The organism is Bifidobacterium dentium JCM 1195 = DSM 20436, from assembly GCF_001042595.1.
GTDB lineage: Bacteria > Actinomycetota > Actinomycetes > Actinomycetales > Bifidobacteriaceae > Bifidobacterium > Bifidobacterium dentium.
Genome location: NZ_AP012326.1, coordinates 588,173 through 602,443 on the forward strand (window position 1 = coordinate 588,173; position 14,271 = coordinate 602,443).

Below are 14,271 nucleotides of genomic sequence, written 5' to 3' on the forward strand. Positions count from 1 at the left end.
CATCAATGCGGGCATGCCGTTTTCCATGGAGTCGAATCTCGGCAAAAGGTCAACCAAATACGCAAAAAATGGCGGAAATGGTTTGTTTCCGTACTGTATCAGTCCCTCAACAAAGCTGCGTTACCGTTTGGGTAATGCCAAGGAGAGCCAACGAAAGAAGGAATCATGGCCACTCGATCAACCATCATGGACACCAACAGCTTCCGTCCGGAGATGGCGGACGCACTCGATCCGGCAACGCGCAAGCTCACTGAGGAACGCGACGTACTCGGACCGGCTTACCGCCTGTTCTATCGCAATCCGGTGCATCTGGTGAAAGGCGTCGGGTCTCATCTGTGGGATGCCGACGGCGAGGAATACCTCGACGTGTACAACAATGTGGCATCCGTGGGCCACTGCCATCCGCGCGTGGTCGAGGCGCTGTCCAAGCAAGCCTCAATGCTCAACACCCACACCCGCTACCTGCACGAGAACATCCTGCATTATGCGGAAGATATCCTTTCCACCATGCCCGACGAGCTTGACCGCATCATGTTCCAGTGCACCGGCTCCGAAGCCAACGATCTGGCCATACGAGTGGCCCAGACCTACACCGGCGGCGAAGGCGTGATCGTGACGCACGAGGCCTACCATGGCAACTCCGCCCTGACTTCCAAGCTGTCACCGGCACTCGGTACCGCACAGACCTTGGGCCTCACAATGCGCATGATTCCCACCCCCGACACCTACCGTCTCGAAATCGACGGGAAAGCGGCCTCCGAATGCACCGCCGAGGAATTCGGCAACTGGATGGCGGGTGAGGTACGCAAGGCCGTGGCCGATATGGAACGTCATGGCATCAAGTTCGCGGCACTGCTCGCGGACTCCATCTTCTCGTCCGACGGTGTGTATCCGGATCCGGTCGGTTACCTGAAGCCGGTCATCGATACCGTGCACGAGCTTGGCGGCGTGTGGATTGCCGACGAGGTGCAGCCCGGCTTCACCCGTACCGGCGACGCCTTCTGGGGCTTCGGGCGCCAGGGCATCGTGCCGGATCTGGTCACCTCCGGCAAGCCGATGGCCAACGGTCTACCGACCTCGCTGATGGCGGCCCGGCACGAAGTGCTCGAACCATTCGCCGGGTCCATCCCGTATTTCAACACCTTCGGTGGCAATCCGGTATGCATGGCCGCGGCCCAGGCCGTGCTTGACGTGATGCGTGACGAAGACACCATGGGCAATGCCAAGAAGGTGGGCAAGGTATTCAAGGATGCCGTCGCCTCGCTCATGCCGTCTCATCCGTGCATCGGCGACGTGCGCGGCGCCGGTCTGTACATCGGCTGCGAAATCGTCAAGCCGGGTACCAAGGAGCCAGATCAGAAAGCGGCGCTCGATATTCTTGAAACCCTACGTGACAATCACATCCTCACATCGGTGTGCGGCCGATATGGCAATATTCTCAAGCTGCGTCCGCCACTGGTGTTCAGCGAATCCGACGTGGACTGGTTCATGGATGGATTCACCAAGACACTCGAAACATTGAAACTGTAAAACGAAAGGAAATGCAGCAGGGAGGGCACGGATATGGAAGATCGCATCGACGCAGGCCAAGGAAGGCTGGCGACGAGTGAGCTGGTCTACCGTATCCGTGCCCTTATCCGTGACCGGGAACTGCAGCCGGGGGAGAGACTCGGTTCGGAACGGGCGCTCGCACAATCACTCGGCATCAGCCGTTCCGACCTGCGTATGGCTCTGGCGGTATTGGAAGCCTCCCATGAGGTCATCCGCAAGATCGGCCGTGCAGGTGGCATCGTCGTGTCCGACGGTCGGCTGGAACGTAACATCAATACCGTTGAATCGTTGCCGACCATTGCAAGACGGCAAGGCATGCGGGTCTCGTCGAAGGTGTTGCAGGCTGTGATCGCCCCGGCTTCGCCTTCCGACATACGGTTGCTGAAACTGCCCGGCGAGCATCCGATGGTCTACGACATCACCCGTCTGCGCTATATCGAAGACCAGCCGCTGTCTTTGGAACGTTCGCACCTGCCCGCATATCTGTTTCCGATGTTCCTGACGCGCGATCTGACCACGCCGTTCTACACGATGTTCGAGCGTGACTACGACGTTCGCCCGTATAGCGTGGACGAGACGCTGGAATCGGTGGTCGGCGACGCTCAGGAGAACGAGTTGCTCGAAATCGAGCCGGAGACGCCGCTGATGCGCATCCATAGAATCGCGTTCACCGCCGAAGGAACGCCGTTCGAGCGGGCCATCGACGTATACGTCGCGGATCGTATGCGCTTCACCATGCATCATTCCGGTTACGTGCGGCTTTCCGCCACGCATGGGTCGGCAAAATGACTGAAATGGGTTGATTGCCCGGCTGGGTTCGATGCAATCCAACTGATTCCGGTTAAAATCAGCTGATTCCAACGGAAATGATCGATTCACAACGAATACTGCCGTATCTGCACCGGTAAGTGGTCCATTCCCGTAAAAACTGTCTTATCTATGATGTTCAGTGATGGATTTCGACCGGTTTCTGTGGGAATCAGGTGGTTTTTGGGGGAATGGACCACTTACCGGCGGGAATCAGGCGGGAATCAGGCAGGGCGTCGGAAACGGGACGATCGGATCAGACGATGCGACGATCGGCGGCCCAACGGGTGAGCTCGGTACGATTCGACAGCTGCAGCTTGCGCAGCACGGAGCTGACATGCGTCTCCACGGTTTTGATGGAGATGAACAGCTCGGCCGCCACTTCCTTGTAGGTGTAGCCGCGTGCGATCAGGCGCATGACCTCCTGTTCGCGATTTGACAGACGGTCCAGCTCATCGTCGTGAATCGGGCCGTTCGCACCACCGGCCGCCATGCCGCCGGAAGGCGCACTCTGAAAGGCGGAAAGCACGAATCCCGCCAGCTTAGGCGAAAACACGGCATACCCTTCGTGCACCTGTTTGATGGATGAGATCAAGTCGTCGCCGGAAATCGTCTTGGTCACGTAACCTTGCGCTCCTGCGCGGATTACGGAACCGACGTCCTGCGGCGAATCCGATACCGACAGCGCCAGAAACACGGTATTGGGGGAGTAGGCCCGTGACCGGGTGAGAATTTCCGCGCCGCCACCGCCTTCGCCGCCCGGCACGTGCACGTCAAGCAGTACCACATCCGGCTTGGTCTGTGCGATCATCGCCACTGACCCCTCGACATCCGGCGCCTGCCCGACGATGTTGAAGTGCGGTTGTAATGTGGCGATCACGCCCGCGCGGAACATCTCATGATCGTCGACCACGGCGATGCGGATCGGCTGCTCCTGCTGCTCGTTCATTGCTGCTCCTTGATTTGGCTTGCGTCGGGTTCACCGGCTTTGGATTGCCTGGCGACGATCGGCATATGCATGCGTACCTCCGTGCCCCATTTCGGTCGCGACACAATCTCCACTGTACCGCCACGTCGTTTGATACGTCCGATGATCGACTCGCGGATGCCCAGACGATTCGCGGGAATCGTAGCGATGTCAAAGCCTTCGCCGTGGTCACGTACGAACACTTCGACCATGTCATCACCCGCTTCGCAATACACGGAAATCGGTTCTCCGCCGTGGGTCACGGCGTTGATGAGCGCCTGCTGCGTGGCGTCGAGCAGCGCGTCGGTCTGCGCGCTCGGCTGTGCGTCGCCTACCGTCACCACCTCGATCGGCTTGCCATGCGTATCCTCCACTTGCGCCGCGATCTCCTTCAAGCCGGCGTTGACGGAACGATCTGACGTAGTGCGTTCCTGATACAGCCATTCACGCAGCTCACGCTCCTGCGAACGGGCCAACGAGAAGACGGTCTGCTGGTCGTCGGCATGCAGTTGGATCAACGCCAACGTCTGCAATACGCCATCATGCAGATGAGCCGTCATGTCGGCGCGTTCCTCCTCACGTTCCTTCAACGCGCGTTCGGTGCCGAGGTCGCGAATCAGCGCGACGATCCATGGTACGATCGCCAGCATCCCGCCGACCAGCAGTGCCAGACCCGCGATGATGAATGTCCATGTCGGATGGCTTGAACCGGGCAGGTAGCGCACCTGGCCGAAGATATAGACCACATAGCCGATGAAAATCAGTGCGATGCCGCCAAGCATCGTCCACAATTGACCTTCTTCCGCGTTGTAGCGCAGCCAGGATACGCCGATGCCGATGGCTCCGAACAGTAGCGGAAGAATGAGCATACGGTCGATGCCGCTGAGCAGCATTGCGCAACTGATGGCGAGCAGCATCAGGCCGGTCAATGCGATCAACGCGGGTTTCGGTGCGTTTTTCAGCAGATGTTCCAGGCTTTCCCCGGAGGATCGCGTGTGCTCGACATCGTCGACATCGTCGGTTTGCATGCCGTCGAATTGCGATTCGTCCGTCATTGCGCGCGTCGTATGCCGCGCGATGCCTGCGTATGGCGCGTTGCCATGGGAGAGGGGTGACCGGCTGATTGGCTGCTGTTCGGCCAGCCAGTATGCCTGCTGCACGGGGTCGCCCAATGGAACGGTCAGCCATAGGAAGACGTAGGCGATGACGCCTGAACCGAACGCAAACGTCGAGGCGATGGCGATCAGACGAATCAGCCCGACCGACACGCCGAGATGCATGCTGATGCCTTTGCAGACGCCCGCGAACCAGCGTCCATACTGCGGGCGCATCAATGGCAGGCGGGCGGGTCTGATCGGCGCGGACTCGTGCGGATCGCGATTGGCTAGGCAGTAGCGGGCATACACCGAACTGGCGTAGTCATACTCGTATTGCGTATATCGCGGTGCTCCATAGGACTTCATGGTTCCATTGTGCCGTGTGGGGGATGCCGAATCGGGGCTTTTATCTCGTGTTCAGGGCAGATTCAGGGTGTTCCCCGATAAGTATGGCAGTCGCGGGTTGGTGTAATGGAACCATGAGCAATGTACACCATGATCCGCGAAGCAACCAGTGGAACGCGCCGCAGCGGCCTGCAGGCCAGCCGCAACCCTCCTCGTCCAACCGGTTCTTCGCATGGATTCGAAAAAGTCAGCTGAAGCGAGGGCGCGACCGTTGGGTCGGCGGTGTCTGCGATGGGCTTGCCCGTCGTCTTGGTTGGAATGTGGCGTTGGTGCGTGCGCTGGTGATTCTCACCTCGCTGTTCTTCGGATGCGGCGCCGCCTTCTACGGCATGGCCTGGTTCCTGCTGCCGGACGAGACCGACGACCGTATCCTGTGTGAGGAACTGATCGCAGGCCACTGGGATTGGAGCTGTATCGGCGTGTTCGTGTGCATGGCGATCGCCATCTGCCTGCCCGGGGCGGGCTGGGTGGCCTTTGCGGTGGCGGCACTCATATTGTGGCTGATAGTAAATCGGCAGACCTATGTGCCGGCTTGGCAGCAGCAGGCGCAGTATGGTCCGGTACCGCACAATTCTTACGTTCTCGGCGCGCAGGGTGCCGCCGGGCCGATGCCACCGCAGGCCCCACCGTTCGTGGCGACAATGGACGGACCGAAGCCGGTTTCGCCGTGGTATCAACGTGGCATGCCGCAACAGCAGGGAGTCCCGCCGTACGATTCCGTCTATCGGCAGGGGCCTGCGGGCGGTACGGGTGACGTCCCGCCGCAAGCCCATGTGTCGCAGCAGCCGATGAACGGGCCGGCCGCGTTCGCCACGGCCAACGTGCCGCCGACTTTCACCGCGCCAGCCGCCCCGATCGAACCGCAGCCGCGATACGGGCGCAGGAAGCCGGCCGGGCCCTTCCTGGTGCTTATGACCTTCGGTCTCGCACTGCTCGCGGTCGCCGGACTGTACTGGTATGACACGTTCGACGGTTCCAAGACCAGTCAGAACATCATTGCGGACAAGCTGCAGGTGACGACGCTGGTTGCCGGTGGATTCTGCCTGCTGATGGGCGTGATCATCATCATCCTTGGAAGCATGGGCCGACGTGCCGGCGGCCTGCATCCGCTGACGTGGCTCGCCGCGACCATGGCCGTCATCATGGTGATATGCACCGGAACCTATTCCATCTGCTGGTACAGGTTCAAGCAGAACGACACCTACCAGACCGTCGCGCTTGCAGGTACCAAGGTGATGGGCTCGTCCGCCGCGCAGATGAAGCGATACGGCAACGGCATCGCCGTCGTCGGCAACGACTATGACAGCGACATACTGCACATCGACCTGAGCCAGTATGGCAAGAACAATGGCTCGCACAAGGTCAGGCTCAACGACGGCACCATGGGCGACAGCACCTGCCCGACGGGAACGATCAATATGACCGTATCGAGTGCCCAAGTGGTGGTGACCATTCCCGATGGATGCTGGTGGACCCTCGGCGGGTACGAGGACGAGGATTACGACGAGTACTCCGTTCTGGATCACATCGGAGGACCGTCCGAAATCAACATGATGGATGCCGGCGGCGCCATCGACGGTACGCTCTCGTTCGGTTCGGACTATCGGTCCGACGCCATGGCGGGGCAGCGGGCCTTTGATACGACGGACCGCGACACAGGTTGCCGGTTCATGCATCCGGACGATTCCACGGATTCGGACGATTCGGATGATTCCGCCGATGCCACGAGCGGTCAACGGTTCGACTCCCCATTCAAGGACGCCGATACCGACAAAGCCCTGAACAAGGTCTACGCCCAGCATTGGTACTGGCCATGCCTGGCCGGGGAAAGCAAAGCCCCGAAACCGGATCTGACAATCAACCCGCATGTGACCATCGGCGGCAGCGTCACCGTACAGTACGCTTCGCAGAACACGCTGCCGACCTTCAATGGAAAAGAGACGAAATGACCGACGATGATACCCGTGTAATGCCGGTGAACGACACGGCACCGGAAGATGAGCCGACTACGGTATTGCCGACCGACGCGCAGACGACCACGATGCCGACCATGGAAGACACGCCGGATTCGGCGGCGACCGTGCCGACGTTCGAACAGCCGATGGAACCTGCCGGCCATCCCATGGGACAGACCGCAATGCCGGTGAGCATCACCAAATCGAACGGCGATCTGGTGATTCGCCCCTCAGGTCCGTCAGGCGCGACCATCGCCCTGGGCGTGTGCATCGCGCTGATCGGTGTGGTGACGGTGATATGGGGCTTGCAATCCCCGATGAATCTATGGGGAGTCGATCCGCAACTGTTCGTCGTCGGCACCATCGGCGGGCTGGGCCTGATACTGATCGCCGTCGCGTTCGCATGGGCGATCGTCAAACTGGTGCAGGAAGCCAAGGCCGAACGCAAGGCCTCCGAGTCCGCCGATGGCGCGGCCGACCCTCACGACAGTCGAGCATGATGCGGCAGTCAGCCGAATAATCCCCAGAATGCCAGCAGCGCCAACGACAGCGCGGCCGACAGCATCACACACGTGGCCACCGCGACATGGCCGAATCCGACACCCGCTTTTCCATGATCGTTTCGGATTCCCGCCATATTGCGGTGGCCATCATGCGTATCCTCATGCGTATCCACGAGATGCGCGTGCAACGGCCAAGCCGATTCCTGACGGCGGCGCGCACGAACCGCGAACACGCATTCGACCAGCAGCCACGCGAAGGCAATCAGACTTACGATGGCGCCGATCACTATGTACTGCCAGTATCTGGCAAGCAACGTCGAATCATTGGTGAGCGTGATGGCATCCCGCACCACGGCAAACAGGTAGGCGAGGAATATGCCGGTCATGCCAGCGGCGAGTATGGTGTTGACGGCCAACGCCATGCGCAGCGGACCGGCGAAACGACGGGAATCCTGCGGGCTGCGGGACATGCCGACGATCAGCAGTATCAGCGCACCGACAATCGCAGCCAACGCGAGCAACAGGCATGATGCGATGCCGCCGACGAGCACGTCCAATGTCTTGATCAGTGCGGGCTTGGTGCTGAGCGGTGCGGCAATCCGCTGATTGGGCTGCGCGCCGGCGATCATCGGCGTGGCCCAGCCGTCGGCCGTCGTGCCGGCTGCGACGGCGTTGATCCAATCCTCCAGATCATGCGTGTAATGCTCCTCCAACGGCAGCCCCGGCACGGTTGCGTTCGAACCGGTGCGCATCTGATGATTCGCATCGAAATAACGCAGCGTCACGTTATCGTTGCCGGCTTCGTTCGCAGCCTGCATGAGCAATCTCGCACCTTGCTCGATTGGCATGGCACTGTCTCGCACGCCATAGTTGATGAGCAGTGGCATGGTCAGCGACGTGCGGTATTGAGCGGCATCGAAATCCGCGTATTCCAGGCCGATGGATTTGAGGCTCAGACTGGTGAGTCTTGGAATGATCCCCTTGACGGCATCCGGTGCGCCCACGGTGGTCAGATAGCTGGTGGCGGCGAGCGTCATCTGCTGCCGACCCGATACCACCGGGGAAGAGGTGAGAATCGCGAATGCGATGTCCTGATGTTCCTGGGTGAGCACGGTGGCGATCCATGTGCCTTCCGACTCCGCATACAGTCCGGTTTTCGCCGGATCGACGCCAGGCCATTGCCTGAGCGTCTCCAATGATCGTGCATAGTCGTGCGCACTGGACACATAGTCGCGATGCAACGCCGAATAGTTGTCAAGACGTTTGTCGGGCACCAGGGTGGTGATGCCGGCGGAAGCCATGGCGTTGGCGATATCGCCATATGCCTCGGCGGATTTGCCGGTGCCGGAACCATGCATGAGCAGGCATGCCGGATGGCCGTCGGGAGCGCCGATCGGTTCGCGGACGATGGCGTTTACCGTCACGTTGGCTGCAAGCGGCACCGTGATGTGCGTTTCCTTGGTCTGATAGGTGCCTTCCTGCGGGGTTTGCAGGTCAGTCGCGCGAATCGCGGTATCGGCGGATTCGACCGCGATGTGGTCGGTGAACGGCCCGACCCGCCATTGCGGGGTCATATCCCTGCCCAGAGCGCCCAACAGTACGAACAGTACGACGGATGCCATCGCGGTGGCCGCCACGGTAACGCCGATCCTTTTCAACAAAGCATGCACGTTAGGTCACTTTAGGTCATATTTCTTGATGAGGAAACCCTCGGTGCCGGGGCGGATGGGCCCGCCCTACAACGACCAGCTCTCGGCCCGGCAGCGAGCCTCGTAGAATTCGCGATACATGCCGGGCTCCGCAATCAGCTGGTCGTGGGTGCCACGCTGCAGCATGCCGCCGTCGCGTCCCATGACGATGATCGTGTCCGCATTGCGGATCGTCTCCAGCTTGTGCGCGATGACGATCACCGTCGACGTGGCACGCAACTGCGCCATGCACTCGTTGATATGAGCCTCGTTTTCCACGTCCAACGCACTGGTCGCCTCGTCGAACAGTACGATCGGCGCCTGCTTGAGCACGGCGCGCGCAATGGATACGCGTTGGCGCTCGCCGCCGGACAAGGATTTGCCGCCTTCGCCGACGTTCGTCTGCCAGCCGTCGGGCAGGCGTTGCGCGATTTCGCTGACGCCCGCCAACTCGGCCGCGCGCATGACCTCATCATCCGACGCTTCCGGCCTGCCAAGGCGGATATTGTCAATCAGCGTGCCATGGAACAGGTACACGTCCTGGAACACCATCGACAGCTGCGCCACGACATCCGACGCACGTTGATCGCGCACGTCGAGTCCGCCCACGCGCACCGTGCCGGCGTCCACGTCATAGAAACGGGCGATCAGCTTCGCCATGGTCGTCTTGCCGGAGCCGGACGGGCCGACGACGGCAAGCATGGAACCGGGCCGTGCGGTCCACGACACATCGTGCAGCACCGGTGCGGAAGCGGTGTAGCCGAAGCGAACACGATCGAACTCGACCGCGCCCGGTCTCGTCACCGGCTTGGGGTCGGCAGGTTCGGGCAACGGTCGCTCACGCATGACGGACAGGTAGTAGTCCAAAGACTTGCGTGATTCCTCAATGCCGAGCAGCATGGCGAACATGTCGTTGACGGTGTTGGAGAACCGTAGCGAAACACCCATGCAGGCGATGCCGACGAGCGGGGAAAGCGCGCCCTGCAACGTCAATGCCGCGCATGCCATGATCATCGAGACCGGCAGCAACTGGCTGGCCATGCCGTTGAGCAGATTCGCGGCGACGCCCCAGCGCAGCGATCTGCGTTGACCCGCGGTGCGGGCATCCAACGCATCCGTCAACGGCTGGTATGGATGGCTTGCTCCGCATGAACGGAGCGCGCCTTGGCAGGTCGCGAATTCCACGAGTCTGCTTGAAGCTTCGAAATCCAGGGCAAGCATGGCGTCATCCCCGCGATGGAGCATCATCGAAGACAGTTTGCCGGCGCCCCACAGGAGCGGCAGCGGAATGATCAGCGTCAGTCCGATGCGCCAATCCCACAGCAGCATGGCCACGCACAGGGTAACGGTGCTTGCGGCGCCGGTTACCATCGGCGAGATCAGATGCGCGAATGATTGGCCGATGGACATCAGATCGTGTGTCGCGAAGCGGGAGAGTCGGCCGGCGGTGCCTTTGGCGAACCAGCCAAGCGGCAATGATGCGATTTTGTCGCCGATGCCATGCAGTGCGATGGCGAGGAAGTCAAGCGCGGAATTGTAGGAGATGACGGATTTGAAGTAGTCGATGACGCCGGACAGCACTGCGAGTATGGCCAGTACGGCCACCCACTGCCAGAAACCCAGTCCCATCACGGTGGATGCGCCGCCCAGCGTCTGCGCGGCGGGAATGATCGCGGCGAACGTCAGACCGGTGACCACACCGGACATGACGGACAACAGCATCGCTTTGTCGAATCCGCCGACATGACCGGCCAAGGCCTCTCTCAGACATTGCAAAGTGCTGGTCTTACGCATGGTATGCGCCTTCCTGTGCTGCGATTCGATTGTGTCGTGCGACGGCATCCAACGCGCGTACGTGCGTTTCGTCGGCAAGTTGCTCGTGTGTGCCGCAGGCGACGATTTCGCCGCGATCCATGACGACCATCTGATCGGCGCCCACCACGGCGGATGGCTTATGTGCGATGACGATTACGGTCCGGCCCGCGACCAATGCGTTCAACGCCTGCTGAATCTGCGCTTCCGATTCCGGATCGACGCTGGCCGTGGCCTCGTCGAGAATCAGGATCGGCGTGTCCTTCAGCAGCGCACGGGCGATGGCGATACGTTGCTCCTGTCCGCCGGACAGGCCGACCCGACCATCGATCACCGTGTCGTAGCCGTGTTCGAGCGCCATGATTTCGTCGTCGATGAATGCGGCCTTGGCTGCGGTGCGGATTTGTTCCAGCGTTGCGTCAGGACGCCCCAATGCGATGTTGTCGCGAATCGATGCGCGGATTAGCTGCGGATCCTGGAGTACGAAACCGACGGTGCGATACAGTTCCTCGGAGGTGATGTCGCGAAGATCGACGCCGCCGATGCTGATCGATCCTTCGGCGGGATCGTCAAAACGGGCAATCAGCGTGGCAAGCGTGGATTTGCCGGATCCGGATGGTCCGATGAGTGCGGTCATCGTGCCTGCGGCGACATTCAGACTGACGTTGTCAAGCGCCGTGGTGGGGCCGTAGGCGTAGGTCACATGGTCGATGGCCACGTCGTAGCCGTTCGGATGTTTCGGTTGCGTCGTCTCGGCGAGCGGCGTTACGCGCAGATTCCGTTCGATGCGCAATGCCGCAGCGCCGGCGAGTTGATAGCTCCACTGCATATTGCCGATCGTGGTGATGGTGGATGGCAGCATCATGGCGGTCAGCGTGGCGGCCAACACTTGCGGCGCGGTCACATAGCCGGCCTGTACCAGCAGCATGCCGACGGCGAGATTGATCGCGGTAAGCAGGGCGGGGGCGATGAATGCCTCGGCGATCGCACACCAACGAACGAGCGGCCCGCACCAATCGTTGTACTGTTTGATGAAGTCGTCGGCGGCGCGCTCGTATTGCCGCAGTGAATGGCCGCTGCGGCCGAATGCCTTTACCACGGCGATGCCACTGGCGAATTCGACCATCGTACTCGACACGTTGCTGATCTTCGTGTCCATCAGCGCGGTCTTCTCGCTCATGCCGGCCATGCTGAACATCTGAATGCCAAAGTATAGGGGCAGCGTGGCGATGGAGAGCAGGGCCAGACGCCAGTCCAGCACTACGATGTAGGCGAACAATGCAAGCGGCGTCACCGTGGCCGCGGTGCCTTCCACCGGCCAGTGCGCGACCAGTGCATGCAGTGTCTCCACGTCGTCGTGAATTGATTTGCGGATCATGCCGGATGTCGATGCGTTGAATGTGGAAAGCGGTGCCCTTCCAAGGGAATCCGCCATGGCTCGGCGAATGCCGGCACCCAGCGTGCAGTCGGCGAAATGCGTGATGGACAATGCCGCGAAATAGAGGAAGCTGCGCAACATGTATGCGCCGACCAGGATGAACACATACCGCCATACGGTGTTCGCATCCGGCTGCGTATGCTGTTGCCAAGCGCGCAGCAGCACGTCTCCGATACTTACCAGCGCCGCGTAGGGCGCTACGCTCAGCAGACCTGAGATCGCGGCCAGCGCGCGCCCGCAATTCAACCTGCCTTGGATGGGCTTCATGGCTCTGTTCAAGGCGGCCTTGCCCTCCACCGCCTTTGCCTTGTCTCCGGTTTGCGCCGTGGACTCGTCGGCGACGTCATCTGCCACGGTTGGTTCCTTTCTATGCGCCCATCTCCTTGCGCGGGGATGTTCCGATGGTGATGTGCATCATAACGTAAAATGAGAATGATTCTCAATAATAATATAACATGATGCCTATCTCGAAACAATTTCAGGCAGTCTTGCAAAGCTGGATTTCAGGCATACTCCACCTTTGGAAAGACTGCCTGAAAATTGTCGTCACGGAAAAACCGTGACGATGTTCATCGTGGCAATGCTTGCGCAGAAAGTCAATACCTTGGTATCGAAAACCATGAAAAATTCCGAATGGTGATGTTCCGGCCCGCGACTGCCGGAATCATCATCGGGGTCAGACGTGGACTTCGCGCATGCGCTCCATCGCCTGCGTATCCGTCTCATAGCGGCGCGTGTAGGTTATCAGGAACATGACCGCGATGATGGCGATCGGCATGCCGGAAAGTCCGGTGTAATGGTAATTCATGGCCGTGGCGGTCAGTGCGGCACCGCCGACGATCGAACCGACCGCGTTGCCGAAATTGAAGGCGATTTGCACGGCCGCGCCGGCGATGAGTTCGCCACCGCCTTGCCCGGCCTGCACCATCAGCAACTGTTGCGGAGCGGAATTGAAGAACAGGGCGAAGCCGAGCACGAACGTCAGCATCGCCGTGGACATCCGGTTTCCCGGAATCAGGAAGACCAGCAGCAGACCGACCACCGCAATCGACTGCGACAATGCCGCCGTCGCGGCCGGCTTCCACAGATCGGTCAGGCGTCCGCCGGCGATGCCGCCGAGCACCATGCCGAAACCGGCCAGCACCATAAGCAGGGGAACCGCGGAAGACGACCATCCACCGGTCTTCTGTAGCCAGGGGGAGATGTAGCTCCACCAGCAGAAGATGCCGGAATTGCCGCAGAACACGGCCAACAACACAAACCATGGGCCCGGGTGAGTGAGGAACCGGAACTGGCCCTTGATGCCGGCATCCTTGATCGGAGGCACGAACGGCACCCAGGCAAGCGTCAGCAGCATGGTCATCGCGGCCCAAGCGGCCAAAAGGCCGAATGCCACACGCCAAGACAGCATTTCGGCGAGCAGGGTGCCGGCCGGTACGCCCAACATGTTGGCTACCGTCTGACCGGTCACCATCATCGAGACGGACTGCGCCTCCTTGCCCTTATCGGCCAGGGTTTTGGCGATCAGCGTGGCCGTGCCGAAGAATGCGCCGTGCGGCAGTCCGGAAATGAAACGGGCTGTCAGCAGCATGGGGGAGTTCACGGCGACCGTGCTCAACGTGTTGCCGACCAGTGCGATGATCATGAACAGGATGATGAGGTTCTTCGGCGGCACCTTGCGTCCGAACACCAGGATCAGCGTGCCGAAGCATACGCCGATCGCATAGGCGGAAATATAGTGTCCGGCGGCTGGAATGCTCACATTCATAGCGGCGGCGGTCTGCGGCAGTATGCCCATCATCACGAATTCGGCGGCGCCCAGAATGAAGGCGCCCGAAGCCAGGGCCAGAATGCTTCTCTTCAAGGTCTCTCCTATAGGTACGGGCATACAGCGTGCGCGAGTATGTACAACGTTTGAACCAAATGTCATTTTAGGAATACCGTCGACCAGTGCGGCATGCGACGACACCGGTGTCGTGCGTATGATTTGACGATTTGTGCGCCTGTGGATTCGGGGGCCTCGGATTGCGTTTTTCCTATAATGGATC

10 protein-coding genes are annotated in these 14,271 nt (G+C 60.6%); 4 read left to right on the forward strand and 6 right to left on the reverse strand.

From position 1 onward, the window contains the following. Positions 1–165: 165 nt before the first annotated feature. Both BBDE_RS02420 and BBDE_RS02425 read left to right on the forward strand, forming a co-directional pair. Positions 166–1,530: an aspartate aminotransferase family protein gene (locus BBDE_RS02420; RefSeq protein WP_012901893.1), complete on the forward strand. Its 1,365-nt coding sequence runs from the start codon at positions 166–168 to the stop codon at positions 1,528–1,530. 33 nt (positions 1,531–1,563) lie between these two features. After that, positions 1,564–2,340, forward strand: a complete 777-nt coding sequence (locus BBDE_RS02425; protein WP_012901894.1) for a GntR family transcriptional regulator — start codon at positions 1,564–1,566, stop codon at positions 2,338–2,340. Between the two features lie 274 nt (positions 2,341–2,614). On the opposite strand, the gene BBDE_RS02430 is transcribed toward BBDE_RS02425, so the two are convergent. After that, positions 2,615–3,307 carry a LuxR C-terminal-related transcriptional regulator gene (locus tag BBDE_RS02430; RefSeq protein WP_003837267.1) on the reverse strand — a complete coding sequence of 231 codons (693 nt, stop codon included), beginning with the start codon at positions 3,305–3,307 and terminating at the stop codon, positions 2,615–2,617. Then, positions 3,304–4,788 (reverse strand): ATP-binding protein, encoded by a 1,485-nt coding sequence (locus BBDE_RS02435; RefSeq protein WP_003837266.1) that lies wholly within the window; start codon positions 4,786–4,788, stop codon positions 3,304–3,306. The genes BBDE_RS02430 and BBDE_RS02435 overlap by 4 nt, the downstream gene beginning before the upstream one ends. A 113-nt stretch (positions 4,789–4,901) precedes the next feature. Here BBDE_RS02435 and BBDE_RS02440 point away from each other — a divergent pair, with 113 nt between their 5' ends. Together BBDE_RS02440 and BBDE_RS02445 are read left to right on the forward strand one after the other, a co-directional pair. Beyond that, on the forward strand, positions 4,902–6,776 hold the full coding sequence (locus BBDE_RS02440) for a PspC domain-containing protein (protein ID WP_012901895.1): 1,875 nt from the start codon (positions 4,902–4,904) through the stop codon (positions 6,774–6,776). Beyond that, positions 6,773–7,282, forward strand: a complete 510-nt coding sequence (locus BBDE_RS02445) for a hypothetical protein (RefSeq protein ID WP_003837264.1) — start codon at positions 6,773–6,775, stop codon at positions 7,280–7,282. The genes BBDE_RS02440 and BBDE_RS02445 overlap by 4 nt, the downstream gene beginning before the upstream one ends. An 8-nt stretch (positions 7,283–7,290) precedes the next feature. Here BBDE_RS02445 and BBDE_RS02450 read toward each other — a convergent pair whose 3' ends face one another. From BBDE_RS02450 to BBDE_RS02465, 4 genes are all read right to left on the reverse strand, one after another. Beyond that, entirely contained in the window at positions 7,291–8,946 is a 1,656-nt protein-coding gene (locus BBDE_RS02450; RefSeq protein WP_003837263.1) for an alpha/beta hydrolase family protein, read from the reverse strand. A 75-nt stretch (positions 8,947–9,021) separates the two neighbouring features. After that, positions 9,022–10,767: an ABC transporter ATP-binding protein gene (locus BBDE_RS02455; protein ID WP_003837262.1), complete on the reverse strand. Its 1,746-nt coding sequence runs from the start codon at positions 10,765–10,767 to the stop codon at positions 9,022–9,024. Continuing rightward, positions 10,760–12,577 (reverse strand): ABC transporter ATP-binding protein, encoded by a 1,818-nt coding sequence (locus BBDE_RS02460; protein ID WP_003837261.1) that lies wholly within the window; start codon positions 12,575–12,577, stop codon positions 10,760–10,762. Before BBDE_RS02460 ends, BBDE_RS02455 begins: the two co-directional genes overlap by 8 nt. A gap of 322 nt (positions 12,578–12,899) precedes the next feature. After that, a complete protein-coding gene (locus tag BBDE_RS02465) occupies positions 12,900–14,087 on the reverse strand; it encodes an MFS transporter (RefSeq protein ID WP_003844931.1) in 1,188 nt (395 codons plus the stop codon). Positions 14,088–14,271: the final 184 nt, after the last annotated feature.